Consider the following 25,639-nt stretch of genomic DNA (forward strand, 5'->3'; position numbering starts at 1 on the left):
ACTCTCTCTCCAGGCATGCTTGAAACTGCTTAATCAGGCGGAGTTGCTGTATAATAGTGGTAACTAATCTGATAGAGGAGCATGGATATGACTGTATCTTTAGGCGGAAGCCAGCTTAGCAATTATTTAGCTTTTCGAAAAGACCCTCTCCGATTTCTTTTAAATACTCATACACTAGGTGACATTGTTGCCATAAATCCTCATTCCAGGAACACATCCTACATTATTCATTCCAGAGAAGCTGTTAAGCAGATTTTGACTATAAAAGAAGAGTGTTTTGAAAAAGGCTCTTCTGCACGGACGCTTGGGAAAACACTTGGAAACGGAGTTTTAACAAGCGAAGGAGAGGAGCACAGGCAGCAGAGGAAAATGATGCAGCCTGCCTTTCACAAGCGGAAAATCGCTGGATATGCAGAAATCGTCAATTCAATGACAGCAGACATGATTGGTTCATGGGAAAATGGTGAAACGAGGCCAATTCATGAAGATATGATGAATTTGACGCTTCGGATTATTGTCAAAACCATGTTTGGAGTTGAACTGTCCCAAAATACAGGTCATATTACGAATGCTGTCAACGATATCATTGAAAAAACAGCAAGCTCCCTGCTGACACCGTTTTCTCCGCCAGATTTTCTGCCTACTTCCCAGAACAGAAAATATAAAAGGGGTGTTCAAACACTGGATGAACTGGCTGATTTTCTAATGGAAGAAGGCTCGGTCCATTCTTCAGAGGATCATCTGCTGTCTTTGCTTCTCGAAACAAAATACGAGAACGGCCAGGGATTATCAAAGAGAGAAATAAGGGATCAAATCGTCACAATGTTAATAGCAGGACACGAAACGACCGCAAATTTATTAACGTGGGTCTATGCTCTTCTTGCCAGGCATCCAAATATTGAGGAAAGAATGCTGAGAGAGCTTGCCCTGTTTGATAACGGCTTAAAATTCGAGGATTTAAAAAATCTCTCTTTTTCCAATCAGGTAATACAGGAAACTCTCAGATTGTATCCTTCCGCATGGATTATGCTCAGGGAAGCAAAGGCAGATGCTGAAATCTTAAATGAGCTTTTTAAGAAAGGTTCGATTTTTCTGATCAGTCCTTATGTTATGCACCGAAATCCAGCTTATTTTGCAAAGGCGGAAGAATTTAACCCCGACCGGTTTTCAATTGAAAAGAAAGATGAAATCCCCATGTACGGCTATTTTCCGTTCGGAGGAGGTTCGCGCGGATGTATAGGAAGCCAGTTTGCCATGATGGAAGCTGTACTGATCTCTGCTGCAGTCCTTAAGCATTATCGATTGGAGCTTGCAGGAGATAAACACGAACTTAAGCCCGAACCGCTTGTCTCTCTGCGAATTAAAAATGGGCTGTCTATGACTGTATTAAAGAGATAAACTTATTTTCTGGGAAATAGAGGTTTACTTGGCCGGGTTTTTTCATGAAATACAGTGTACAATAAGAATCTACGCAATGACGGATAATAGAGAGGATACATGAAACGAATGACTTTTTCAGCATTAGGAATTTCCGATAGATTAACGAAAGCACTTAAACACCAGGGTATTTCAAGCCCTACTCAAATTCAGGAGAAAGCGATCCCTGCTGTGCTTGAAGGTGCCGATATCATAGCAAAGGCCCAGACAGGAACAGGAAAGACGCTTGCATTTGTTCTGCCAATCCTTGAAAAGATCGACACGGAGCACAAAGCTGTTCAGGCATTGATTGTCACTCCGACGAGGGAGCTGGCCATTCAAATCACAGCTGAAATAAAAAAGATTACAGACAGGCTGAATGAGACAGGAGTCCTCGCCATTTACGGCGGACAGGATGTGGAGCGCCAGATAAAAAAACTGGGTCGAGGCATTCACATTGCGGTTGGCACCCCTGGCCGAATTCTTGATCACATCCGCAGGGAAACGATCAATCTTTCAGAAGTATCCACACTTGTGCTTGATGAAGCAGATCAAATGCTTCATGCAGGCTTTCAAAAGGATATAGAAGAAATCATTGCTCAAACCTTCGATTCCCGGCAGACACTGTTGTTTTCTGCAACCATTACGAATAAAGTAAGAGACTTGTCCAAGCAATATATGACAAATCCTAAAGATATTACAGTGCAGGAAAAACAGGTTACCGTTGAAAAAATAACACAGCTTGTTGTTGAAACAAATGACAGAGCAAAGCAGGCAGCTCTTTTCCGCTTTCTGGATGAGCAGCGTCCTTTCCTAGCAATTATCTTCTGCCGCACGAAAATAAGAGCAGGTAGATTGTTTGATGCGATGAAGGCACGGAAGTACGAAGCAGAAGAGCTCCACGGTGATCTTTCCCAGGCGAAAAGAGAAAAGGTGATGAAGCTCTTCCGCGAAGCGAAAATTCAATATTTGATTGCAACAGATGTTGCGGCACGTGGTCTTGATGTAGAAGGAGTAACCCATGTCTATAACTATGATATGCCTCTCGATGCAGAAACGTATATCCACCGGATTGGAAGAACGGGACGAGCAGGTGACGAAGGAGTGGCTGTTACGTTTGCTGCGCCAAAGGATATGGACGACCTCCATACAATTGAAAAGGGAATTAAGCTAAAGCTGCCGAGGCAAAAAATCGACATTCCCTCTTCCGAATACACATCTCAGCCTAAAAACAAAGATCAGGTTTACCGCCCTGAAAAAGCAAAAAGAGGATCACAGTCCAATCGCGGAAATGCAAACAGAAGGTCAAGGTAAATCCTTTGGTAAATCCTTGGTCTCCTGAAAGATCGGTCTCAGAGTCCCTTGCTGTAAAGTTGATCACAAACGATTTCCCGCAGCTTCACCCTGTCCGTGCCAGGCTGCTTGGAAAGGGGTTCGACAATACTGTATTTGAAGTGAACGGCCGGTATGTTTTCAGGTTCCCGCGCAGGCAGATTGCTGTCGATTTACTGCAAACAGAAAAGCGGCTTCTGCCCATTCTGCCTGACATGGGAATAGCGATACCAGTGCCTGTATTCAGCAGTTCGCCTGGATTAGACTATCAGTGGCCGTACCTTGGCTATTCTTTTCTTCAGGGGAAAACACCTGCTTATCTGACAGAGAAGCAGCGCACTGACATGGCTATTCCATTAGCGAGGTTTTTAAAGACTCTTCATGCATTTCCTGTCGATCAAGCGCTGGGGGCAGGAGTTAAAAATGATACCCTTGGAAGGCTGGATATGGACAAACGAATTCCGATGATTCGCGAAACAGCAGAGAAGCTTTGCATGCTTCGTCCGGAAAGCCCTCATGTAATACAGCTGAAAAGCTATGCAGATCAGCTCGAACCTATTGAACATGAATCTGCAAAATGCCTCGTTCATGGAGACTTGCACATACGGAATATCCTGGTTGCGGAAAATGGGTCTCTGTCTGGGATCATTGACTGGGGAGACACTCATATTGGGGATCCTGCAGTTGATTTGTCAGCTGTATACAGCCTGCTTCCACCCGAAGCAAGACTGCTGTTTTTTGAAGAATATGGACGAATAAATGAAACAGCAGCAGCATTAGCAAGGTTTAAAGCTGTCTATACCCTTGCAGTTCTCCTTATTTACGGAATCGATCTAAAGGATTGGATTTTAGTAAAAAGTGCGGAGGAAGCCATAGAAATTGCGTTGATTTGATGACTGAGCACCGTTACAAGGGCTCGGTCTTTTTTTGTTTTGGAGAAAATATCCAAAAAGTAATTTACAACAAAACAATGTTATGTTACATTTGTTTTATAACGTAACAATGTTTTGTTCTTTAGGGAGGAGAGCTTTAGTGGAACAAAAGGTTATTTCTAAAAAAGAACTGCTTGATGCAACAGGAATATCATACGGTCAGCTTTACAGATGGAAACGGAAAAATATCATTCCGGAAGAGTGGTTTATTAAAAAATCAAGCTTTACCGGACAGGAGACCTTTTTCCCAAAAGAGAAAATCTTAGAGCGTATTGAAGCGATCAAAGGAATGAAGGATGCATACTCTCTTGATGATCTATCTGCTTTTTTTTCCCCGCGTCCAGCAGATGTTGCCTTATCGGGAGAAGTGCTTGCAGCACGTTCGATCCTGAAGCAGGAAACGTTGAAAGCGTTTGGGAACAGTACTTCAGACGAGCACTATGATTTTCATTCCATCCTTTTTTTGACGCTCGCTGAGGAGCTTAGAGGGAAAATCGATGATAAGAGCTGCTGCGAAATGCTTGATTTCATGAAGAAAAGCTATAAGTCAGCAGAGCATCAAATAAGTGAGTTGCTGGCATTTCAAAAACACAATGTGGTTATTTGGGCAATCATTAGCCCAGCTGCACATATATATTCAAGCTCGGAAATACTTGTAAAAGTAAACCTTGAAGACAAAGTAAACCAATTAAAGCAGCGGCTATCGGCAGTTCATTAATAGGGGGATGAGAGGATGGAACAGATGACAAAGCTGCATGATTTGAAAATAAATGGATCGGGATCTGCTGGCGGAGGCCATTTCAAGACGGTCTCTATTAGCGGAAGCGGAAAAATTGCGGGCGACATTGAATGTGAGAGCATGAAAATTGGCGGATCTGGCAAAGTAGAAGGCTCGATTTTTGCTGAGACAATCAAAATTTCCGGTTCTTCGACTTTAAAGGGGAAAATAGAAACAAAACTGCTCAATATCAATGGCAGTACAAAGCTTGAAGAAAGGATTTCAGCAGTAGAACTTACTGTAAATGGGTCTGCCAAGATGATGAAAGATGTAAAAGCAGGAGAATTAAAGGTGAACGGTTCTGCCAAGATATCCGGTAAGCTTCACGCTGATCGTATCGACGTAAGCGGAATGTTGACAGCAGCCGGTGATTGCGAGGCTGAGACGTTTCGTTCAAGCGGAGTCATACACGTGGGAGGTCTGCTTAGTGCCGACAATATCCATATATGCTTAGATCACTACTCAAAAGTGAAAGAAATCGGCGGTGAAACGATCACCGTCAGTATCGAGAAATCGTTTAACCTCTTTCGCCGCATGTTCAGGTTTTTGAATTCTGATCCACATCTTCATACGGAAGTGATTGAGGGCGATACGGTTCGTCTTCAGCATACGAAGGCGAAATTAGTTAGAGGAACCGACATTTACATTGGGGAAAATTGTGAAATTGGAACAGTCGAATATTCTGGAAGCCTCGATATTCATCCGAAAGCTTCCGTACACGATTCCGTGAAGGTGTAGCTGAACAGTATTTTACATCACCTTAAGTTCGGTAAAACGTCATTAAGAAATAAGCGGGATCCCTGCTTAAAAGAACCCTCAGCAACAAAAAATAAAAAGCATCCGGTATATCATGTCCCAACGGACATACATGCCGGATGCTTTTTATATACCAATTAAAAATTTTATGCCTGTTCTGCCCATTCTTCTACGTTCCAGACCTTTGTAATCCAGTCCTCATAAAAGTCAGGTTCATGGCATACTAGAATGACTGTGCCTTTGTATGCTTTTAATGCGCGCTTCAGCTCTTCTTTCGCTGTTACGTCCAAGTGATTGGTCGGCTCATCGAAAAGGAGCCAGTTGCTTTCATACTGAAGCAATTTACATAAGCGGACTTTTGCCTGTTCTCCGCCGCTCAATTGATTTAAAGGACGGGAAATGTGCTCATTCTTCAAGCCTACACGTGCAAGCATTGCACGGACCTGATGCTGATCAAGACCGGGGAATGCATTCCATACGTCATCGATCGGCGTGATGTTTTCCGCTTTTACTTCCTGTTCGAAGTATGAGGGGAAAAGGAAATCGCCAAGCTGAATGGTGCCGCCTAATGGCTTAATCTTCCCTAAGATCGTTTTGAGCAGAGTGGATTTACCTACTCCGTTGCATCCTGCAATCGCAATTTTCTCTCCGCGCTCAATCGTCATGGTGAGCTTAGGAAGAAGGGGGTGAGTGTACCCGATTTCAACATCTTTTCCTTCAAACACAAATCGGCTGCTGCCGCGTGATTCTTTAAATTCAAACGTCGGCTTCATCGCTGTTTCAGGCCGGTCAATCCGGTCCATGCGGTCAAGCTGCTTTTGACGGCTTTTCGCGCGTCCTGTTGTCGAATAGCGCGCTTTGTTTTTTGCAATGAAATCTTCTTGCTTTTTTATAAAATCCTTTTGCTTTTCATAAGCATGAAGGTGCTGGTTTTTATTGATTTCCGCAAGCTCCAGGAATTTTTCGTAAGTAGCTGTATAGCGAGTGAGCTTAGAGAATTCCAAATGGAAAATAACATCAACGACGCCATTCATAAATTCAGTGTCATGGGAAATCAGCAAAAATGCATTCGGATATTCTTTTAAATAATGGCTGAGCCACTGAATGTGCTCAACATCTAAATAGTTGGTAGGCTCATCCAGAAGGAGGACCTCAGGCTGTTCAAGCAGCAGCTTTGCCAAAAGAACTTTTGTCCGCTGTCCTCCGCTCAGTGCGGATACGTCACGGTCGAGCCCGATTGCATCAAGGCCAAGACCGCGTGCTGCTTCCTCTACCTTAATATCAAGGGAATAGAACCCGCCGGCATCAAGGTGGTCCTGAATTTCGCCCATTTTCTCGAGCAGCTCTTCCAGTTCTTCCGGACTTGCACTGCCCATAAGGCCAATGACTTCGTTCAATTCTTCCTCTTTTTTATATAGTGGCAAGAACGCGTCTCTTAACACGTCTCTAATTGTTTTTCCTTTTGATAACACAGTATGCTGGTCCAGGTATCCATAATGAACGCCAGGTGTCCATTCCACTTTGCCTGTATCATGGATCAGCTCTTTGGTCATGATGTTCATCATCGTCGATTTTCCGACACCATTTGCTCCGACCAGACCGACATGCTCTCCAGGCAAAAGTCTGAAGGAGACATCTTTAAATAAGGTGCGGTCTCCAAAGCTGTGGCTTAACTTCTCAATTGTAAGTAAACTCATGTTCTTCTTAACCCTCCGCTGCATTTTAAAATATTCATTCTTCCATCATACTAAAACCTTTTGCTTTAAGCTATACCGGAAACCCGGAACATTATGGCACCGGCCTGAGTTGTTTAATACTTGTTTACAAACAAAAAAGCAGCGGTTCCGCTGCTACAGGACATGCTTTTTCATTAAATCTTTGAGCATATAATCGATGCATCTTATAATGGTTTGCTTTGAGGTTTGCGAAGTTTCTTTTATAATAATACAGGTTTTGCCTGTAATTCGGGTTGCCAGGTCTTCATGGTAGGCTGCTACAATATTCGGGTCCATTACATAAAACATGAGTCCTTTTTGTCTGCTGGCATAGCCGGCAAGCAGCTCACCGTCCAGGTAATAAACGGGAAATCCATATTCAAATCCTTCTTTTGCACCGGGAAGGGCCGAGAGAATCTTTGTCCGGAGCATGCGCATATCCTCCAGATGTTCTTCTTTTGCTTTGCGGAAATAAAGCTGTACTTCGGAATGCATCAAGGTACCTCACTTTCTGCTTGTCAAAATCACGAATCACTATTCATTATGGTAACATAAAAGGGAAAACTTGGTTTAAGATGGAGGGGCAAAGATTATGAGAGAACCAGATTTAATCAAGTATTTTGACAGATTTACTCATATAGAAGTAATAGATAAAGGTTTCTCAAGCGACTTAAAGTTCTTAGCTGTCTGTAAAAGCGGAAAAAAATATGTCCTCCGTACGGCTGAACTGGAAAAGTACGAAGCGAAATTAAAAGAATTTGAGATTTTAAAAGAGATTGAGAAGCGAAAAATCAAATCCTCCATACCCGCCTGAATTCGGGAAAATAGAGCCCCTGAATAGCTGCTATATGCTTGTAGAATACATTGATGGAGAAGACGCTTTAGAGGAGCTTCCAAAGATTTCTATTCAAGAACAATATCAAATTGGCTATGAGGCCGGCCTTGACCTCTCTAAACTGCATACAATTAAAGCGCCATCATCGCCTCTTTCCTGGGATGACGCGGCCTCTGCAAAGCATGAACGCTATCTGAAAGCATACAGAGAAAGCGGAATTTATTTAGAATATGGCGAGAAAACAAACAGGTTCATCCATGAAAACCTAGTCTTCATGAAGGATCGGCCCCGCGTTCTTTTGCATGATGATTTCCATCCAGCCAATCTCATCGTCCGAAATGGGGAGTACGCAGGCTGCATCGATTTCAATCGCTATGACTATGGTGATCCTTATCATGATTTCTATAAAGTAGCTCTTTTCAGCAGAGAAGTGAGCATTCCCTTTTCAGTTGGCCAGATAAACGGCTATTTTCAAGATGAAGTTCCGGCTGAATTCTGGAGGCTTTATGCTCTTTATGCAGCCATGAGCATTTTCTCGGCAGTCGTCTGGACGCACAGAGAGACTCCGCATTTAATGGATGGCATGCTGAAGCGTATGAGCTTGATTGCTGATGATCACTCTGCGTTTGATCAGATTGAACCGAAGTGGTTCAATTCTTTTGGCAGCATTTTGTGATACCATATAATATCGAATGAAAGTGAGGAATGTGACTATGGGAAAAATTGTCGTTCTTGCAGAAAAACCCTCTGTAGGGAGGGACCTTGCAAGAGTTTTACGATGCGGAAAAAAAGGCAATGGATATTTTGAAGGCAGTACGCACATTGTTACCTGGGCGCTTGGGCATCTTGTGACACATGCAGATCCTGAGGCTTACAGTGATTCTTATAAAACGTGGAAAATGGAAGACCTGCCGATGCTTCCCCAGGAATTGAAGCTTGTCGTGATTAAAAAAACAAGCAAACAATTTCAGGCAGTAAAAGCATTATTAAACCGGAAAGACGTGACGGAAATCGTCATTGCTACAGATGCAGGACGGGAAGGCGAGCTTGTTGCAAGGTGGATTATTGAAAAAGCTCATGTCCATAAACCGATCAAACGTCTTTGGATTTCATCCGTGACGGATAAAGCCATTAAAGAGGGTTTCAAAAAACTGAAAAACGGCCGGGAATATGAAGATTTATACCATTCTGCAGCAGCTCGGGCAGAGGCTGACTGGATTGTCGGCATGAATGCCACCCGGGCTTTAACGACGAAATACAATGCGCAGCTTTCATCAGGGAGAGTTCAAACACCTGCGCTTGCTATTATTGCCAAGCGTGAAAATGAAATTAAGGCATTTCAGCCAAAGGCGTATTACGGTTTAAAAGCAAATACAAATACAGGTCTGCATTTAATTTGGCAGGATGCAAAAACGAAGGATATCAAGACATTTGATAAAGTGAAAATCGATTCATTGGCTGAAGGTCTTGCGAATAAAGACGCTGTGATTATTTCAGCAGACAAAGCATACAAAAAGACATTTTCACCAGGTCTGTACGATTTAACAGAGCTTCAGCGCGATGCCAATAAGCGATTTGGCTATTCCGCAAAAGAGACCCTTTCTATTATGCAAAAGCTGTATGAACAGCATAAAGTGCTGACATATCCGAGAACAGACTCGCGGTACCTCAGCTCAGACATTGTGGAAACGCTCAGTGAAAGAGTAAAAGCCTGCGGTGTAAAGCCGTATGCAAAAGCAGCGATGAAAATTCTTCAAAAGCCGATCAAAGGGAATCCCTCTTTCGTAGATGACAGCAAAGTATCTGATCACCATGCAATCATCCCGACAGAGGAAACCGTGATTGCGTCTGCGTTCAGTGATAAAGAAAGAAAAATATATGATTTGGTTGTGAAACGGTTCCTTGCTGTTTTATCTCCTCCATTTGAGTATGAACAAACGACTCTTACATGCAAAATTGGGCAGGAAACGTTTCTTGCTAAAGGAAAAGTGGTTATTTCCCAAGGCTTTAAGGAAGTTTACGAGTTTGAGGCGGAGGATGAAAAGGAAGGCCTCGCTGAACAAAAGCTGCCTGTATTGAATAAGGGAGACGTTCTTCAAGTTCAGACTCTTATCGAGACACAAGGAGAAACAAAACCGCCTGCTCGCTTTAACGAAGCAACTCTTCTGTCTGCTATGGAAAACCCGGCTAAATATATGTCCGGAAATGATGATTTAAAAAAGGTCATTGGTGAAACGGGCGGGCTTGGAACTGTAGCAACCCGTGCCGATATTATCGAGAAATTATTTAACAGCTTCCTAGTTGAAAAGAAAGGCAAAGAGCTGTTTGTAACATCAAAAGGAAAGCAGCTGCTGGATCTAGTGCCGCAGGATTTAAAATCCCCTGCACTTACAGCGGAATGGGAGCAGAAACTCACCCTGATTGCAAAAGGAAAGCTTTCAAAACAGGCTTTTATTCAGGAGATGAAGGGCTATGCGAAAGCTGTCGTCCAAGAAGTGAAAAACAGTGATAAGAAATTCAAACATGACAACATAACAGGACGCAAATGCCCGGAGTGCGGAAAGCTTCTGCTTGAAGTAAACGGCAAAAAAGGCAAAATGTTTGTCTGTCAGGACAGAGAATGCGGATATCGCAAAGGAGTGTCCCGGACAACAAATGCAAGATGTCCCGTCTGTCACAAAAAGCTTGAACTCAGAGGAGAGGGTGAAGGACAAATCTTTGTCTGCGGATGCGGCCACAGAGAAAAGCTCTCTGCGTTTACAGAAAGAAAGAAAAAATCCCAAAACAGCAAAGTATCCAAAAAAGAAGTGGCAAATTATATGAAAAAGCAAAATGATGAGCTCTCTAATCCTGCTTTAGCAGATGCTTTGTCAAAATTGAAGTTTGACTAAAAACAGCTTCCCTGGTTTTTAAACCAGGGAAGCTGTTTATTTCAAATCATTTACAGTTACCAGTTATCTATACTGAGAGTTTGGAAGACTTATGCCCGTTTGATTCCTGAGAATACAGGGTAAAGAAAGGTTTGACAAACCATTGTATAACTTATCCTTAAAAAGAAAAATTTGCATTAAAGCACTTTCAATTCCAATAAAAGAAAGGAATTACATAAATATGACTAAAGTATGATAAAAATGTGACATTTGTTTGAACGACTGATGAAATTCTCGTGACATTTCAGAATTGGCATCACATCAGGAAGCTAGCTCTGCTAGCATATAGAGGAAAAGAAAACGAAAACATCGTTTTTTTGAAATAATTTAAAGGGTTGCTTTTTTTGGCATCCAGATTATAGTGAATCAGTAATTAATTAGGAAGGAAGGTGAACCTGGTGTTCAAGCTGTTTAAACCATTTTTAGCGTTAGGTCTATTACTCTCTGTTTTTTTACTCGGCGGATGCAGTGAACTCGTCATCCTAGATCCGAAAGGCCCAGTTGCAGCTGCACAAAGTGACCTTATTCTCTTGTCGATAGGATTTATGCTATTCATTCTTGCTGTTGTTTTTGTCCTATTTACTCTCATTGTAGTGAAGTATCGCGAACGCAAAGACAATATGGAATATGAGCCGCCTGAAATGGAAGGAAGCAAATTCCTTGAAATCGTATGGACGGTTATTCCAATCATTATCGTTATTGCACTATCAATACCAACAGTGCAAACCATCTATGCACTCGAAGAACCGCCTGAGTCATCAAAAGACAAGGCACCTTTAGTCATACATGCAACATCTGTTGACTGGAAATGGATTTTCTCTTATGAAGAAGAGGGGATTGAAACAGTTAACTACTTAAACATTCCTGAAGACCGTGCAGTTGAATTTAAACTATCATCAGCTGATACGATGACAGCATTCTGGATCCCTCAACTAGGCGGACAGAAATATGCGATGTCAGGAATGCAGACTAAGCTATACCTGCAGGCAGATGAGCCTGGAACATATGCAGGACGCAATGCAAACTTTACAGGTAAAGGTTTTGAAAGACATACATTCAATGTAGAAGCTATGCCTGAAGATAAGTTCGAAGACTGGGTAGAGGAAACGAAAGCATCTTCTCCTGAATTAACACAGGATCAATACGATCAATTAATGCTTCCTGGTACAACTGGGAAAATGACTTTCTCTAATACTCATCTTGCCTGGGTCGACCACTCAAAAGATTCAGAGTATGCAGTAAGAGTCCGTGAGCAATCCGGCTATGAACTGCACAAGCATGATGAAGTAGATCATTTAGAGAAATTAGATCCAAATAAAGAAATGAACATCGATCATTCTAAAAAATCAGAAGGTCATTCAGAACATGGAGAAGACCACTCCAAAGATGAAACAGATCATTCAGAACACGAATCAGAAGAACAGACTGAAGATCATTCAGCACACGATTCTCACTGAGAAGGGAGGAAACACCAACTATGAAATGGGATGAATTTATTGTAACCGGCGACCCGTTGATTTTAGGAGCGCAGATCTCTATTTTATTAACGTCGATTGCCGTTGTATTCGTACTTACTTATTTTAAAAAGTGGAAATGGCTCTGGACAGAATGGATCACAACTGTCGACCATAAGAAGCTTGGGATTATGTACATCATCGCTGCCATTCTGATGCTGTTCCGCGGAGGGGTAGACGCGCTGCTTATGCGTGTTCAGCTGACTCTTCCGGATTCAGAGTTTTTAAACTCACAGCATTATAATGAAATTTTCACAACACACGGAACGATCATGATTATCTTTATGGCGATGCCGTTCCTGATTGGATTAATGAACGTTGTTGTTCCTCTCCAAATTGGAGCACGCGACGTGGCATATCCATATCTTAACTCATTAAGTTTTTGGACATTCTTTGTTGGTGCCATGCTGTTTAACATTTCTTTCGTTATTGGCGGATCACCTGATGCGGGCTGGACGAGCTATACCCCTCTCGCAGGCAACGAGGCAAGTCCTGGACCTGGACAGAACTATTACCTCCTTGGCCTTCAGGTTGCCGGGATCGGAACGCTGTTAACAGGTATTAACTTCATGGTCACGATCTTAAAAATGCGTGCACCGGGTATGACGCTTATGCGCATGCCGATGTTTACTTGGACATCTTTAATCACTTGTTTGATTATTGTGTTCGCTTTCCCGGTATTAACGGTTGCACTTGCGCTGATGTCGTTTGACAGGCTGTTCGGAACAGCTTTCTTCACCCTTGAAAATGGCGGTATGCCGATGCTTTGGGCCAACCTGTTCTGGATTTGGGGACATCCTGAGGTTTATATCGTTATCCTGCCTGCGTTTGGGATTTTCTCAGAAATCATCTCAACGTTTGCACGAAAAACATTATTTGGGTACAAAGCGATGGTTATCTCTATCGTGGCTATCTCTGGCTTGAGCTTTGTCGTTTGGGTCCATCACTTCTTTACAATGGGTTCAGGAGCGCTTGTTAACTCCTTCTTCTCGATTACGACAATGGCGATTGCCATCCCGACAGGTGTTAAAATATTCAACTGGCTCTTCACGCTTTATAAAGGAAGAATCAGATTTACTGTGCCGATGCTTTGGTCACTTGCGTTTATTCCAAACTTCGTTATCGGCGGGGTTACAGGAGTTATGCTTGCGATGGCTGCAGCAGATTACCAGTATCACAATACGTACTTCCTGATTGCTCACTTCCACTACGTATTGATTGCAGGTACCGTGTTTGCTTGTTTCGCAGGGCTGATTTTCTGGTATCCGAAAATGTTTGGCCACAAATTAAACGAAAAAATTGGGAAAGTCAGCTTCTGGCTGTTCACAATTGGTTTCAATATCTGTTTCTTCCCAATGTACTTCCTGGGTTTAGCTGGTATGCCTCGCCGTATTTCAACATATGGTGCAGCAGACGGCTGGACTGGACTGAATGTTGTTGCATCTATCGGTGCAGCTGGAATGGCTTTAGGATTCGTAGTTCTTGTTTATAACATCTACTACAGCTTCCGCTACTCACCACGTGAGCAAACAGGAGATGCGTGGGATGGACGTACGCTTGAATGGGCTACAACGACTATGATTCCGCCTCACTATAACTTTGCGGTTACACCTGAGGTGAAAGGTCTTGATGCATTCTGGCAAATGAAAATGGAAGAAAAAGAAACAGGCAAGAAAAAAGAAGTGGTATACAAACCGATCCACATGCCTAACTACTCAGGCAGACCATTTATCATGTCTGTGTTCTTCGGCATCAGCGGTTTCGCACTTGTTTTCCACTGGTGGATTCCGGCTATTGTCGGGTTAATTGGAATTTTTGCATGCATGATTCTCCGCTCTTTTGAAGAAGATCATGGCTACTATGTAAGTGTTGACGAAATAAAAGAAACAGAACAAAAAATATCTGTGTAAAGGAGGCGTGAATTATGGAACATGCACATCATCATGAAGAACATGATCCAAATGTGCCTCTTGAATATCAATCGGAAATTGGCCGCTTGAATATTCTTGGCTTCTGGATCTTCTTAGGTGCTGAAATTGCGCTGTTTGCAACGCTCTTTGCCACCTACTTTGTATTAGCACCGATGACAGCGGACGGACCTCTGCCAACTGATCTTTTCAAGATTGAAGGCGTACTGATCATGACGTTCCTGCTGTTAACAAGCAGTTTCACATGTGGACTTGCTATTCACGAATTGCGTCGTCATAATCAAAAAGGCGTTATGTTATGGACGATAATCACATTGGCATTAGGTTTAGGTTTTGTTGGCTATGAAATCTATGAGTTCGTAGAATACGTTCACCATGGTGCAACATTGCAGTCTAGTGCAATGTGGTCTGCATTCTTCGTTTTGGCAGGAACCCATGGACTTCACGTCACCATCGGGATATTCTGGATTAGCTTTATCTTAATGCAAGTAAAGAAACGCGGTTTAACACCGCAAACATCTGCGAAGCTGTTTATCTCAAGTCTTTACTGGCATTTCCTAGACGTTGTCTGGATCTTCATCTTTACAGGAGTGTATTTGCTTCTTATGATGGGAGGATTAAGTCCGCATGGCCACTAATCAGCAAAAAACAGCAGAGAGTCACAATCATTTTCCTTGGAGTCACGTAATCGGCTTCATCTCATCGATTGTTCTGACGCTCGTAGCTTTATGGCTTGGATTATACACTGATTTTGCATTATCTGTAAAAATCGCTGTAGTTTTCACCCTTGCATTCCTTCAGGCTGGCATTCAGCTATTCATGTTCATGCATATGACGGAATCAGAGAGCGGAAACGTTCAAGTAGTCAATACAGTATTCGCGATCTTTGTTGCGGTTGTAACAGTTCTAGGGTCTGTATGGGTTATGAATGACCATTAGAATTCAATTAAAAAACGCCCTTGGCCGGAAAAAGCCAGGGGCGTTTTTTTGCTTATTTAATTATATCAAGGTTGCTTTTAGGTTCTGCTTTACGTTTTAATATCGGCTTTGCATAAATCAGGTAGGCTGCAACGTGAGCAAAGATTAGATTAATGAAGAAGAGAGATCCTCCAATCACATGAACGGCCATACTCAAATCCATTGTTGCATACATGCCGAAGTAGCCCCACAGCAATAAGATAAACGGTATGTGAAGGAGTGCCAGATTCTTGCGCTGATCCCACAAGAACAGAGGTGTGGCACTTACAATAAGTAAATATACGAAAAATACATCCATTTTTAACAACTCCCTTTTATATAGTCCGTGTCAACGCTTACATTATTTTAATTGTGACAAACTCAGAAACACTTTGTGAACGTTTTGTTACAATTAGTATATCATATCAGGTTTTAAATTCCAGTACTTCTAACTATTTCTTGTAAATAATTTTTGAAAATACTGAAAATAACAGCAGTCTTTTCTCGCTATGCCATATTCTATGCCTGTTCACCGTGGTTTATATTTGTTTCGGAATCCATTATTTAGACTGTTTTTACATAGATAGTTGATTTCGGTTAAAAATCATTACTTTCCTCGGTCCGGGTGGGAGCCTCGTTGGCATGCCGAGGGTTCTCCCATTTTGCTTCATTTCCCGCAGGAGTCATGTTTTCCGCTGCAATCCACTTACTATTTGTAACATTGGACAATCCCATATTGGAAAAGATAATCAACATGGAGGCGCAGTTAATTATTTATGAAAGTAATACTTAAACAGATAATCAGCTCCGGGAAAATAAGGGGTAGGACTAAAAAAAGCATGGACCTAAAAAGGTCCATGCTTTTTTTGCAGGTATTAAAACAGCAAATGTGCAATCCCGACAATAACAGGAAGCGTAATTAATGTGCGAAGAAGGAAAATGATCACTAAATCCTTAAATGAAACAGGGATTTTTGAACCGAGCAGCAGCCCGCCGACTTCAGACATATAAATAAGCTGGGTAACAGAGACACAAGCTATAATAAATCTGGTCATTTCACTCGTAATTTCACTTGCTAATACTGTAGGAAGGAACATATCGGCAAAACCAACCACAAGTGTTTTGGATGCTTCTTTTGCTTCTGGTATTTGCATCAGTTCAAGCAGGGGAATGAACGGCATTCCAAGCCAATCAAATACCGGAGTGAACTCTGCTACCATTAATGCAAGTGTTCCAAGTGCCATGACGATAGGGGCAACCCCCATCCACATATCAAGAACATTTTTTGTTCCGTCCTGAAAGAAAGAAAGGACACTCTTATTTTTATCTGCCTGAACAAGTGCCTGTTTATAGCCCCAGCTAAATGGAGTATATCCTTCAGGAACAGCTTCAGTAATCTTTTCATCCTGACCGTGATAGTAAGTATCAGGTTTAGTGGAGAGTGGAGGAATTCTAGGCAGGACTAAAGCTGCAATAATTCCTGCAAACGTAACAGTCAAATAAAATGGGACAAACATATGTCCAAGGTCTACCTGAGAAATGACAACTAAACTGAAGGTAATCGATACAACTGAGAAACTTGTCCCAATTATGGCAGCTTCACGCTTTGTATAGAAGCCTTCTTCATACTGTTTACTTGTGAGCAATACACCAATCGTTCCGTCACCAAGCCAAGATGCGACGCAATCAACAGAGGATCTGCCAGGCAATTTAAATACAGGTCTCATGAACTTGGCAAGCAGCGATCCAAACAGCTCAAGCAAACCAAAGTTCAGTAAAAGAGGCAAGAGCAATCCTGCAAAGAAGAAGACTGAAAATAAAATCGGAAGCAAATCATTTAGAAGAAGTCCGCCGGTATTTTCAGACCAGATCCATTCGGGTCCAATTTTAAATAAGGTCAAAACGGCAAAGACAGCTCCGATCAATCGGGCGATCATCCAAATAATTGGGACATCCAATAATGCTGTAAAGAAAGGGCTTCTTTTTACAAAATCGGGTTTAGCCGCTTTGGCTAGAATGGTGCCAATTAAAGTCAGAATAATAATCGCTGTCATGATGGCAGGCAAATAGTTCCCAAGTGCATCCTGAAGGATTCCTGAGAAAATCGCAATCGGAATCGTGACATCTCCATTGTATTTAATTGGAACCATAAATAATAGAATCCCAAGCATGGAAGGGATGATAAATTTCATTGTGTTTTTCGTCTGTGAAGTCAATGTGTGTGCTCCTTACATCTAGTACATATTTATGTAACCTGTGTTATTTTAATGCAATTTGACCAAAAAGCCAATGCTTTTATGTAAATTTCCTGTATTTTCTCGTATACAATACCCGGTACAAAAGTTCCTTAATCTTATTATCTGCAAAATGATCAAATCTTAGGTAAGATAGGTAAAACAAATAATAAAGGAGACCTAAAATATGAACAAAGTCATCGATACGATCTTATCTCACCGCTCGATTCGGAAGTTTGAAGAAAAACAGCTGAGTGATGAACAAATCAAAACCATTATTGAGTGTGCACAGGCGGCCTCCACTTCAAGTTTTATTCAGGCGTATTCCATCATTGGCGTGAAAAATCCCGCAACTAAACAGAGATTGGCGGAGCTTGCAGGCAATCAGTCATATGTCGCTCAGAACGGGCATTTCTTTATATTTTGCGCGGATTTGCATCGTCACGAAGTTTTAGCAGAGATGGAAGGCGTAAATTTAGATGATACACTTGAGAGCACAGAAAAATTCATGGTGGCGGCAATTGACGCTTCGCTCGCAGCACAAAATGCTGTCATTGCCGCTGAATCGATGGGACTTGGAGCGGTTTATATCGGAGGACTGAGAAACAGCTTGAACGACGTCTCTGAGCTGCTTAAAACACCAGACAGAGTTGTGCCTCTATTTGGGCTTGCTGTAGGCTATCCGGCTCAAAATCCCGATAAAAAGCCAAGAATTCAGCCTGAACATATTTACCATGATGAAGCTTATGAAACTGACAGCGAAACCTATATCAGGCAATTAGAAGACTATAATCGCGTAATTTCTGCCTACTACCATGAAAGGACCGAGGGGCAGAGAGCGGATACTTGGACAAGCCAGATGGCAGCCATGCTTTCTAAGCCGACCAGAATGTACATGAAAGAGTTTGTTGAATCGAAAGGGTTTAATAAAAGATAAGCGGATGGAAAGCTTGTTACTGGACAAAATCCGCAGTCAAGTGAAAATGCGGCAAAAGAATTTGTCATAGTTTTATCAAAATAAACTGCTGAAAAAGACCTTAAATGGTCTTTTTTTGTTGGTTTTTGTTTCACGTGGAACGTTTTGTTTGAGAAACGTTTACATTTGAATAGATGCTATGATTATAATGTAATTATTATTTGGAGGGTTATTGTTTCTTCTGATGAAAGTGGTGGGGAAAATGAAAATAGATGAGATTGACAGGAAAATCATAAAATTATTAACGGAAAATGGCCGCATGTCGTATGTGGATATTGGAAAACAATTAGAACTTTCCCGAGTGGCAGTACGGGAAAGAGTCAATCAATTAATTAGTGAAGGTGTCATTGAAAGGTTCACTGTAGTCGTAAATTCAGAGAAGGTCGGCAGAGCTGTATCTGCATTTTTTGAAGTGGATTGTGAACCTGCCTTTTTAGTAGAGGTTGCTGAAACGCTTGCAGACAATCCTAAGGTAGCCAGCTGCTATCAAATGACAGGGCCGAGCACTCTGCATATGCATGTGCTTGTTGAAGACTTTACGGCGCTTGAAAAATTTATTAACCACGAGCTTTATGCTCTGGAAGGAATCACGAGAGTTGAAAGCCACATCCTGCTCAGAAGATTTAAGAGCCGGAATGGACTGAAATTATAATATAAGCAGCTTTTTGTATCTTAAATAGATTGAATATTTAACGTATTCAGATATAATTTGAAATAGAATATGTATATTGCAAAATGTAACCTATGTAAGTCAAATACTTAACAAATGTTTGATTCTTAATTAGTTTTTAAACAATATGATTATAAGGAGATCTGTTATATGAACTTCGATTATTTAAATCATCCATATCCCTCAGAGCGGCAGACTGTATTTGCGAAAAATGGAATGGTCGCCACTTCTCAGCCCCTTGCTGCACAGGCTGGTTTGGATATTCTGAAAAAAGGCGGAAATGCGATCGATGCTGCGATAGCAGCGGCTGCCGCTTTAACAGTTCTTGAACCAACCTCTAATGGCATTGGAGGTGATGCATTTGCACTGGTTTGGACAAACGGAAATCTTTATGGCCTAAATGCAAGCGGTCCTGCTCCATCGGGGCTCTCTATAGAAGCAGTTAAAGCTAAAGGATACACAAAAATGCCTGTACATGGAGTAACTCCTATAACCGTTCCAGGCGCTCCTGCTGCTTGGGTACAGCTATCAAAGCGCTTTGGACGTCTGCCTCTTCAAGATGTGCTTGCCCCTGCAATTGCATATGCTGAAGAAGGATATCCTTTAACTCCCATTCTAGGGAAATACTGGGCTATGGCATATGAAAAATTTAAAACGGCTCTGACAGGTCCTGAGTTCGAGGCGTGGTTTGCTGCTTTTGCACCAAACAAGCGGGCCCCTAAAATCGGTGAAATCTGGCGTTCTGCGGATCATGCAGCTACTTTAAGAGAAATAGCTGAAACGAATGGAGAAAGCTTCTACCGCGGACGACTAGCAGAGAGAATCAGTGCTTTTATTGAAAAACACGGCGGTTTTCTATCTAAAGAAGATCTTGCCTCCTATGAAGCAGAATGGGTTGATCCAATTTCGGTGCATTACAAAGGGTATGATGTGTGGGAGATCCCGCCAAATGGCCAGGGGATTGTCGCTTTGCTTGCGCTTAATATAGTAAAGGGCTATACAATGACAGAAAAAGACAGTGCAGATACATATCATAAACAAATTGAAGCGATGAAGCTTGCTTTTACAGACGGGAAAGCATATGTAACAGATCCAAAAGAGATGAAGATCTCTGCAGAAGAGCTTTTGTCAGCACAATATGGAGAATTGAGAAGAGCGGAAATAACGGATGAGGCGATACTGCCTGAAGCCTATGAGCCTGCAAAAGGCGGCACTGTGTATTTGGCCGCTGCAGACGGAGAAGGCAATATGGTTTCGTTCATCCAGAGCAATTACATGGGATTTGGCTCGGGTGTTGTCATTCCTGGAACGGGAATCTCCATGCAAAACCGGGGACATGATTTTTCTCTTGATGAAACACATCCGAATGCATTAAAACCGGGCAAGAAAACCTACCATACTATTATTCCAGGTTTTTTGACAAAGGATAATCAAGCTGTAGGCCCATTTGGAGTAATGGGAGGTTATATGCAGCCTCAGGGACATCTTCAAGTAGTCATGAACACGATTGATTTTCACCTGCATCCGCAGGCAGCGCTTGATGCACCGCGCTGGCAGTGGATGGAGGGTAAAAAGGTGCTTGTTGAGCCTCATTTTCCTTCGCATCTAGCACAAGCTTTAGTCCGAAAAGGGCATCAAATCCAAAAGACAGTGGATACAGGCCAATTTGGACGCGGACAGATTATATGGAGGGATCCTGATACAGGTGTGCTGACTGGAGGAACAGAGCCAAGAGCAGATGGATCGATTGCATCGTGGTAAGGGAAGAATTTGAGGTGATTTATTTGTGAAACAGTGGAATATTTTCATCGCATTTTTCAGGTCAGGCATGCTTGGATTTGGGGGAGGCCCCTCGACAATTCCGCTAGTGCATAAAGAAGTGGTTGAGAGATTTAAATGGATGAATGATGATGAATTTTCAGATGTACTGGCCCTCGGAAATACACTTCCGGGGCCAATTGCAACGAAAATGGCCGGGTACATCGGATATCGGATCGGGGGCTATGCAGGCATGCTGACTGCTGTTATTGCAACGGCTCTTCCAACCGTCATTTTGATGATTTTGCTGCTGACAACCTTAAATGCATATAAAGATGAAGCATGGGTCAGAGGAATGTCCCAAGCCGTTCTGCCGGTCGTGGCTGTCATGCTTCTTACTCTTACATGGGATTTTGCGAAGAAATCATCACAGTCCTTTGGTTTGCTTCAAACGGTTATCCTTATGGGGGCATCCCTTTTCTTAATGGAGGCCCTCCATGTTCATCCAGGTATTTTAATTGGTATTCTGCTGCTTTGGGCTATTTTTTATAAAGGGAAAAGCAGCGGGAAGAAAATGAAGGGGATGGATTCATGATTTACTGGCACATTTTTTTGGCCTTCTTCCTGCCTGGAATCCTCGGATACGGGGGAGGTCCAGCTTCCATACCTCTAATTGAAAAAGAAGTAGTTGACCGCTATGAATGGCAGACAGTCAGTGAATTCAGTGAGACACTGGCACTTGGAAACGCGCTTCCTGGCCCGATCGCAACAAAAATGGCAGGTTTTATCGGCTATCAGGAGGGCGGCTTTCTTGGGGCGGCGGTTGGGCTGTTTGCCACGATTGCACCCTCACTGATTTTAATGCTGATTCTTTTAAAGGTTCTCATGAAGTATAAAGAATCTCCTCAGGTAAAAAGACTATCCACAGTGGTAAGGCCTGTCATCGCGGTAATGCTTGGAGTAATGACCTATCAATTTCTGGATAATGCAGTGCTTGGTTTTGGAATATGGCATACCCTGCTGCTGTTTGTCCTTAGTTTCGTCCTGCTTGAAAAAATGAACGTTCATCCTGCATTTGTCATTGCAGGAGCGCTTGTTTATGGTGGAGTCTTCCTTTCATAGTTTGTTCTGTCCCTCTTCAAAAATGAAAGAGGGTTTTTTTGAATAAAATTTAAGATAATCACAATAGTTTTAGACTTATCAACAGACCTGTGAATAATCGCATTTTCTCTGTATATATAGTGGCGAACAATTGTACCCACACAAAATGTGGATAGAAATTGTGGATATGTTGATAACTTCTGTTGATAACTGTTGTCGAATGGTGGAATAACATGTGAATATCTAATAATTTTACAAAAAAATTAAAAACGTTTACATAGATTTACAAAATGCACATGTATTTGTGCTTTTTCAGCATTTTTGGCATGATGATGTTACAATCACGCAGACAGGAAGGAATGGACCTTTGAGAATTTATAAAATCTTAAACAATAATGCTGCAGTCGTTCTTGATAATCAGCAGGAGAAAATTGTAATGGGTCCGGGAATTGCTTTTCAAAAAAGCAAAAATGATATTATACCGGCCGGCAAAATTGAAAAGATATTTGTGATGAGAGAAGAAAACGAAAAATTTCAGCAGCTGCTGCAAATGGTCCCCGAAGATCACGTCGAGCTTGCCGAGGAAATCATCAGCTATGCGGAAGGCCGTCTGATGTCGCCGCTCAGCAATCACATTCACATAGCTCTGACAGATCATCTGTCGTTTGCTATAGAAAGAATTCAGCAAGGATATCAAATTCAAAATAAATTGCTGAATGAAATTAAAGTTCTCTACAAAAAAGAATTTGAGATTGGACAATGGGCAATCCAAAAGGTGCAGGAAAAGCTTGGCATAACTCTTCCGGAAGATGAAGCGGGACACATTGCCCTCCATATTCATACGGCGAAATTAGATTCTGCTGATATGACAGTTACTCTAAAGCATACGTCCATTATTAAAGAATCAATCAGCATAATAGAAGAGCATTTCGGACTAAAGCTCAGTGAAAATTCCATTTCCTATCAGCGTCTGCTGACTCACCTTAGATTCGCCTTAAATCGCCTCGAGCAGGACGAGGAATTTCATGTCATGGATACAGACATGCTGAGCCTGATTCAGGAAAAATACAAGTTTTCCTATCAATGTTCAATAAAGATTGCCGATTATTTAAGCGAGGAATACAATCTGCATTTTCCAGAATCAGAGATCGGCTACATTACTCTTCATATTCAGAGATTAAGCGATTAAAAAAATCTTGACGCACACGCTTTCATCCCATACAATGAAAGCGGATTAAAAAACTTGATATCCGGGATTGTGACTGGTTATGCAGGCAAGACCTAAAATTTGTAAAGAGATCAATGGAGAACCTCTGTCTATGATACCTTTATAAGTTTTAGGTCTTTTTTCTATTCTAAAGGAGGATTAACAATGAATTACAAAGACGCTGCAGAAAAAATTGTTCCGCTGCTCGGCGGAAAAGAAAATATCATCAGTGCCACTCACTGTGCTACAAGGCTCCGTTTGGTTTTGCAGGATGAAAGCAAAGCCGATAAAGCGGAAATAGAAGAGGTTGAAGGGGTTAAAGGCGCATTCGCAAGTTCCGGGCAATTTCAAATTATATTTGGTACAGGGAATGTGAATAAAGTCTATGAACAGCTGCAGCCAATGATCGGAAGGATCGATGCAGATACCGTATCGCATGCTGAAGCTGTAAAGCAAAAAATGAATCCATTTGCCCGGTTTGCAAAAACACTGTCGAATATCTTCGTTCCGATCATTCCGGCAATCGTAGCAAGCGGTTTATTAATGGGTCTGCTTGGGATGATGAAAGCATTTGAGTGGGTTAGTACAGACAGTCCATTCATTGTTTTGCTTGATATGTTCTCAAGTGCAGCATTTATCATTCTGCCGATTCTAATTGGTGTCAGCGCATCCCGCGAGTTTGGAGCAAACCCCTATTTAGGGGCAGTCATCGGGGGGATTTTGACACACCCTGCCCTGCTGAATCCGTGGGGACTGGCTGAAGCGAAGCCGGAGTATTTGAATTTTGCGGGAATGGATATCGCGATGCTTGGCTATCAGGGAACCGTTATTCCCATTCTTCTTGCTGTATATATGATGAGCAAAATTGAGAAAGGGCTTCGAAAAATTGTACCTAACTCGATTGACTTGCTTGTGACACCATTTTTGACGATCATCTCAACAGGTTTTATCGCTTTAATTGCTATTGGCCCTATTGGCCGCGGATTAGGAACTCTGATTACGACTACGTTAACTTACGTATATGATACAGCTGGTTTTATGGCGGGGCTGATCTTTGGAGGAACCTATTCTTTAATCGTACTGACAGGTGTTCATCACAGCTTTCATGCCATTGAAGCAGGCCTGCTTGCAGATCTTGGGAAGAACTATCTCCTCCCGATCTGGTCAATGGCAAACGTTGCCCAGGGCGGAGCGGGACTCGCCGTTTTCTTCATGACAAAGCGTGCGAAAACAAAAGAAATTGCATTGCCTGGAGCATTCTCGGCTTTCTTGGGAATTACCGAGCCGGTTATTTTCGGAGTCAACTTGCGCTACAGAAATCCATTTATTGGCAGTATGATTGGCGGAGCACTTGGCGGAGCATACGTTGTCTTTACGAATGTTGCGGCAAATGCCTATGGATTAACGGGCATTCCGATGATTGCCATTGTTGCTCCATTCGGAACATCGGCGATCATGAATTATCTGATCGGATTTGTCATTGCCGCAGCGGGTGCTTTCATTGCAACACTGCTTCTGGGATTAAAAGAAGAAGAGACAAAGTAGGACTTGCTATTTAAAACAAGAATTAAGTAAGCTATAACTAAAAATCAGGCAGTTGGATGCCTGATTTTTCTTTCACTTGAGAGGAGAGCTGCTTCCATGAAAAAAGGGATTATCAGTTTAGGAGAGGCATTAATCGATTTTATACCAGTAGATTCGGATAATTTAATCTATCAAAAAAGTCCGGGAGGCGCGCCTGCAAACGTTGCAGTCGGTTTAGCGAGACTTGGAGCTGAATCAGCTTTTCTTGGAAAAGTGGGAAATGACGTGCTCGGGACTTTTTTAAAAGATACTCTAGCTTCTTACGGGGTTCGTACAGATCATATGCTGCTGTCAGATGAAGCGAAAACAGGTGCTGTATTTGTTACATTGGCAGAAAATGGAGAGCGTTCGTTTGATTTTTATATCAATCCAAGTGCAGACCGTTATTTGAAAAAGGAGGAACTGAACGAATCGCTGTTTGAGAGCAGTAAAATCCTTCACTATGGTTCGATTTCTATGATCAGCGAGCCTTCTAGAAGTGCGACTATTAAAGCGGTTGATCTTGCCAGAAAGAACAAAATGCTTGTTTCATATGATCCCAATTTAAGATTGAGCTTATGGGAAAACGAGGAAGCTGCACGAGAAACCATCCTTTCTATGTTTGGCTCGGCCGATTTAATCAAGATTTCAGAAGAGGAACTTGAATTTTTAACGGGAGAAGCAACGATTGAAAAAGGGGTGGAAAAACTCTCAGCTTATAACATTCCATTATTGCTTGTAACACTGGGAAGCGAAGGAAGCTATGCATTTACACAGAATGTGACTGCAAGAATTCATGCAATGCAGGTAAATGCAGTTGACACAACCGGTGCTGGAGATGCTTTTGTATCAGGTGTTTTATATCAATTAAACGAGTATGAGGGAAATCCAGCCTCTCTTACGGAGATGGAATTACAGAACATCGGCCGGTTTGCAAGTGTCTCAGGAGGACTTGCTGCATCGGTTAAGGGAGCCATGACAGCATTGCCTACAATACAAGAGGTTCAAGGCATTCTGCAAAACTCATAAAGGAGAGA

At 42.1% G+C, this 25,639-nt stretch carries 24 protein-coding genes; 20 read left to right on the forward strand and 4 right to left on the reverse strand.

The annotated features are described in order from the left end of the window. The first annotated feature begins 87 nt into the window (after positions 1-87). The 5 genes from ABEQ24_RS07720 (at position 88) to ABEQ24_RS07740 (ending at position 5,196) form a co-directional block, all read left to right on the forward strand. Positions 88-1,398, forward strand: a complete 1,311-nt coding sequence (locus ABEQ24_RS07720) for a cytochrome P450 (protein WP_430006236.1) — start codon at positions 88-90, stop codon at positions 1,396-1,398. Between the two features lie 99 nt (positions 1,399-1,497). After that, positions 1,498-2,730 (forward strand): DEAD/DEAH box helicase, encoded by a 1,233-nt coding sequence (locus tag ABEQ24_RS07725; protein ID WP_430006237.1) that lies wholly within the window; start codon positions 1,498-1,500, stop codon positions 2,728-2,730. Between the two features lie 5 nt (positions 2,731-2,735). After that, positions 2,736-3,641: a phosphotransferase gene (locus ABEQ24_RS07730; RefSeq protein ID WP_430006238.1), complete on the forward strand. Its 906-nt coding sequence runs from the start codon at positions 2,736-2,738 to the stop codon at positions 3,639-3,641. A gap of 139 nt (positions 3,642-3,780) precedes the next feature. Further along, positions 3,781-4,398 carry a DUF4004 family protein gene (locus ABEQ24_RS07735; protein ID WP_430006239.1) on the forward strand — a complete coding sequence of 206 codons (618 nt, stop codon included), beginning with the start codon at positions 3,781-3,783 and terminating at the stop codon, positions 4,396-4,398. Positions 4,399-4,413: 15 nt separating this feature from the next. Further along, positions 4,414-5,196: a polymer-forming cytoskeletal protein gene (locus tag ABEQ24_RS07740; protein ID WP_430006240.1), complete on the forward strand. Its 783-nt coding sequence runs from the start codon at positions 4,414-4,416 to the stop codon at positions 5,194-5,196. A 164-nt stretch (positions 5,197-5,360) separates the two neighbouring features. Here the strand turns inward: ABEQ24_RS07740 and ABEQ24_RS07745 are convergent, their stop codons facing one another. Further along, complete coding sequence (locus tag ABEQ24_RS07745; RefSeq protein ID WP_430006241.1) at positions 5,361-6,911, reverse strand: ABC-F family ATP-binding cassette domain-containing protein; 1,551 nt, start codon at positions 6,909-6,911, stop codon at positions 5,361-5,363. A 153-nt stretch (positions 6,912-7,064) separates the two neighbouring features. Beyond that, positions 7,065-7,424, reverse strand: coding sequence for a DUF1801 domain-containing protein (locus ABEQ24_RS07750; RefSeq protein WP_430006242.1), 360 nt, complete (start codon positions 7,422-7,424; stop codon positions 7,065-7,067). A 97-nt stretch (positions 7,425-7,521) separates the two neighbouring features. On the opposite strand from ABEQ24_RS07750, the gene ABEQ24_RS07755 reads away from it, so the two are divergent. The 7 genes from ABEQ24_RS07755 (at position 7,522) to qoxD (ending at position 15,075) form a co-directional block, all read left to right on the forward strand. Beyond that, on the forward strand, positions 7,522-7,743 hold the full coding sequence (locus ABEQ24_RS07755; protein ID WP_430006243.1) for a hypothetical protein: 222 nt from the start codon (positions 7,522-7,524) through the stop codon (positions 7,741-7,743). A gap of 34 nt (positions 7,744-7,777) precedes the next feature. After that, positions 7,778-8,440: an aminoglycoside phosphotransferase family protein gene (locus tag ABEQ24_RS07760; protein WP_430006244.1), complete on the forward strand. Its 663-nt coding sequence runs from the start codon at positions 7,778-7,780 to the stop codon at positions 8,438-8,440. A gap of 37 nt (positions 8,441-8,477) precedes the next feature. Then, positions 8,478-10,655 carry a DNA topoisomerase III gene (locus ABEQ24_RS07765; protein WP_430006245.1) on the forward strand — a complete coding sequence of 726 codons (2,178 nt, stop codon included), beginning with the start codon at positions 8,478-8,480 and terminating at the stop codon, positions 10,653-10,655. Between the two features lie 437 nt (positions 10,656-11,092). Next, a complete protein-coding gene (gene qoxA / locus ABEQ24_RS07770) occupies positions 11,093-12,151 on the forward strand; it encodes a cytochrome aa3 quinol oxidase subunit II (protein WP_430006246.1) in 1,059 nt (352 codons plus the stop codon). A gap of 20 nt (positions 12,152-12,171) precedes the next feature. Further along, positions 12,172-14,118: a cytochrome aa3 quinol oxidase subunit I gene (gene qoxB / locus ABEQ24_RS07775; RefSeq protein ID WP_133312905.1), complete on the forward strand. Its 1,947-nt coding sequence runs from the start codon at positions 12,172-12,174 to the stop codon at positions 14,116-14,118. Between the two features lie 14 nt (positions 14,119-14,132). Further along, the gene (qoxC, locus tag ABEQ24_RS07780) at positions 14,133-14,774 is read left to right on the forward strand and encodes a cytochrome aa3 quinol oxidase subunit III (RefSeq protein ID WP_430006247.1); all 642 of its coding nucleotides are present in this window, start codon (positions 14,133-14,135) and stop codon (positions 14,772-14,774) included. Continuing rightward, complete coding sequence (gene qoxD / locus ABEQ24_RS07785; RefSeq protein WP_430006248.1) at positions 14,764-15,075, forward strand: cytochrome aa3 quinol oxidase subunit IV; 312 nt, start codon at positions 14,764-14,766, stop codon at positions 15,073-15,075. Before qoxC ends, qoxD begins: the two co-directional genes overlap by 11 nt. A gap of 52 nt (positions 15,076-15,127) precedes the next feature. Here qoxD and ABEQ24_RS07790 read toward each other — a convergent pair whose 3' ends face one another. Together ABEQ24_RS07790 and ABEQ24_RS07795 are read right to left on the reverse strand one after the other, a co-directional pair. Next, the gene (locus ABEQ24_RS07790; RefSeq protein WP_430006249.1) at positions 15,128-15,412 is read right to left on the reverse strand and encodes a spore morphogenesis/germination protein YwcE; all 285 of its coding nucleotides are present in this window, start codon (positions 15,410-15,412) and stop codon (positions 15,128-15,130) included. Between the two features lie 556 nt (positions 15,413-15,968). Further along, on the reverse strand, positions 15,969-17,285 hold the full coding sequence (locus ABEQ24_RS07795) for a YjiH family protein (RefSeq protein ID WP_430006358.1): 1,317 nt from the start codon (positions 17,283-17,285) through the stop codon (positions 15,969-15,971). 229 nt (positions 17,286-17,514) lie between these two features. On the opposite strand from ABEQ24_RS07795, the gene nfsA reads away from it, so the two are divergent. The 8 genes from nfsA (at position 17,515) to ABEQ24_RS07835 (ending at position 25,631) form a co-directional block, all read left to right on the forward strand. Beyond that, positions 17,515-18,264 (forward strand): oxygen-insensitive NADPH nitroreductase, encoded by a 750-nt coding sequence (nfsA, locus tag ABEQ24_RS07800; protein ID WP_430006250.1) that lies wholly within the window; start codon positions 17,515-17,517, stop codon positions 18,262-18,264. 241 nt (positions 18,265-18,505) lie between these two features. Further along, entirely contained in the window at positions 18,506-18,955 is a 450-nt protein-coding gene (locus ABEQ24_RS07805; protein WP_430006251.1) for an Lrp/AsnC family transcriptional regulator, read from the forward strand. A gap of 168 nt (positions 18,956-19,123) precedes the next feature. Continuing rightward, positions 19,124-20,734, forward strand: coding sequence for a gamma-glutamyltransferase family protein (locus ABEQ24_RS07810; protein ID WP_430006252.1), 1,611 nt, complete (start codon positions 19,124-19,126; stop codon positions 20,732-20,734). Between the two features lie 25 nt (positions 20,735-20,759). Then, on the forward strand, positions 20,760-21,326 hold the full coding sequence (locus ABEQ24_RS07815) for a chromate transporter (RefSeq protein ID WP_430006253.1): 567 nt from the start codon (positions 20,760-20,762) through the stop codon (positions 21,324-21,326). Beyond that, on the forward strand, positions 21,323-21,853 hold the full coding sequence (locus ABEQ24_RS07820) for a chromate transporter (RefSeq protein WP_430006254.1): 531 nt from the start codon (positions 21,323-21,325) through the stop codon (positions 21,851-21,853). The genes ABEQ24_RS07815 and ABEQ24_RS07820 overlap by 4 nt, the downstream gene beginning before the upstream one ends. 346 nt (positions 21,854-22,199) lie before the next feature. Then, positions 22,200-23,021, forward strand: a complete 822-nt coding sequence (locus ABEQ24_RS07825) for a PRD domain-containing protein (protein WP_430006255.1) — start codon at positions 22,200-22,202, stop codon at positions 23,019-23,021. A gap of 183 nt (positions 23,022-23,204) precedes the next feature. Further along, on the forward strand, positions 23,205-24,584 hold the full coding sequence (locus tag ABEQ24_RS07830) for a sucrose-specific PTS transporter subunit IIBC (protein ID WP_430006256.1): 1,380 nt from the start codon (positions 23,205-23,207) through the stop codon (positions 24,582-24,584). Positions 24,585-24,680: 96 nt separating this feature from the next. After that, positions 24,681-25,631: an aminoimidazole riboside kinase gene (locus tag ABEQ24_RS07835; RefSeq protein ID WP_430006257.1), complete on the forward strand. Its 951-nt coding sequence runs from the start codon at positions 24,681-24,683 to the stop codon at positions 25,629-25,631. Positions 25,632-25,639: the final 8 nt, after the last annotated feature.

This window comes from Metabacillus idriensis (genome assembly GCF_050483325.1).
Lineage (GTDB): Bacteria > Bacillota > Bacilli > Bacillales > Bacillaceae > Bacillus_P > Bacillus_P idriensis_A.

Bases quoted from the DNA above. Each gene is read 5' to 3' on its own strand.
- ABEQ24_RS07820 (WP_430006254.1), top strand. From the start codon at position 21,323: ATGATTTACTGGCACATTTTTTTGGCCTTCTTCCTGCCTGGAATCCTC.
- ABEQ24_RS07795 (WP_430006358.1), bottom strand. From the start codon at position 17,285: ATGAAATTTATCATCCCTTCCATGCTTGGGATTCTATTATTTATGGTT.
- qoxB (WP_133312905.1), top strand. From the start codon at position 12,172: ATGAAATGGGATGAATTTATTGTAACCGGCGACCCGTTGATTTTAGGA.
- ABEQ24_RS07790 (WP_430006249.1), bottom strand. From the start codon at position 15,412: ATGGATGTATTTTTCGTATATTTACTTATTGTAAGTGCCACACCTCTG.
- ABEQ24_RS07755 (WP_430006243.1), top strand. From the start codon at position 7,522: ATGAGAGAACCAGATTTAATCAAGTATTTTGACAGATTTACTCATATA.
- ABEQ24_RS07750 (WP_430006242.1), bottom strand. From the start codon at position 7,424: ATGCATTCCGAAGTACAGCTTTATTTCCGCAAAGCAAAAGAAGAACAT.
- ABEQ24_RS07725 (WP_430006237.1), top strand. From the start codon at position 1,498: ATGAAACGAATGACTTTTTCAGCATTAGGAATTTCCGATAGATTAACG.
- qoxC (WP_430006247.1), top strand. From the start codon at position 14,133: ATGGAACATGCACATCATCATGAAGAACATGATCCAAATGTGCCTCTT.
- ABEQ24_RS07745 (WP_430006241.1), bottom strand. From the start codon at position 6,911: ATGAGTTTACTTACAATTGAGAAGTTAAGCCACAGCTTTGGAGACCGC.
- ABEQ24_RS07810 (WP_430006252.1), top strand. From the start codon at position 19,124: ATGAACTTCGATTATTTAAATCATCCATATCCCTCAGAGCGGCAGACT.
- ABEQ24_RS07740 (WP_430006240.1), top strand. From the start codon at position 4,414: ATGGAACAGATGACAAAGCTGCATGATTTGAAAATAAATGGATCGGGA.
- ABEQ24_RS07760 (WP_430006244.1), top strand. From the start codon at position 7,778: ATGCTTGTAGAATACATTGATGGAGAAGACGCTTTAGAGGAGCTTCCA.
- qoxD (WP_430006248.1), top strand. From the start codon at position 14,764: ATGGCCACTAATCAGCAAAAAACAGCAGAGAGTCACAATCATTTTCCT.
- nfsA (WP_430006250.1), top strand. From the start codon at position 17,515: ATGAACAAAGTCATCGATACGATCTTATCTCACCGCTCGATTCGGAAG.
- ABEQ24_RS07805 (WP_430006251.1), top strand. From the start codon at position 18,506: ATGAAAATAGATGAGATTGACAGGAAAATCATAAAATTATTAACGGAA.
- ABEQ24_RS07765 (WP_430006245.1), top strand. From the start codon at position 8,478: ATGGGAAAAATTGTCGTTCTTGCAGAAAAACCCTCTGTAGGGAGGGAC.
- ABEQ24_RS07835 (WP_430006257.1), top strand. From the start codon at position 24,681: ATGAAAAAAGGGATTATCAGTTTAGGAGAGGCATTAATCGATTTTATA.
- ABEQ24_RS07720 (WP_430006236.1), top strand. From the start codon at position 88: ATGACTGTATCTTTAGGCGGAAGCCAGCTTAGCAATTATTTAGCTTTT.
- ABEQ24_RS07830 (WP_430006256.1), top strand. From the start codon at position 23,205: ATGAATTACAAAGACGCTGCAGAAAAAATTGTTCCGCTGCTCGGCGGA.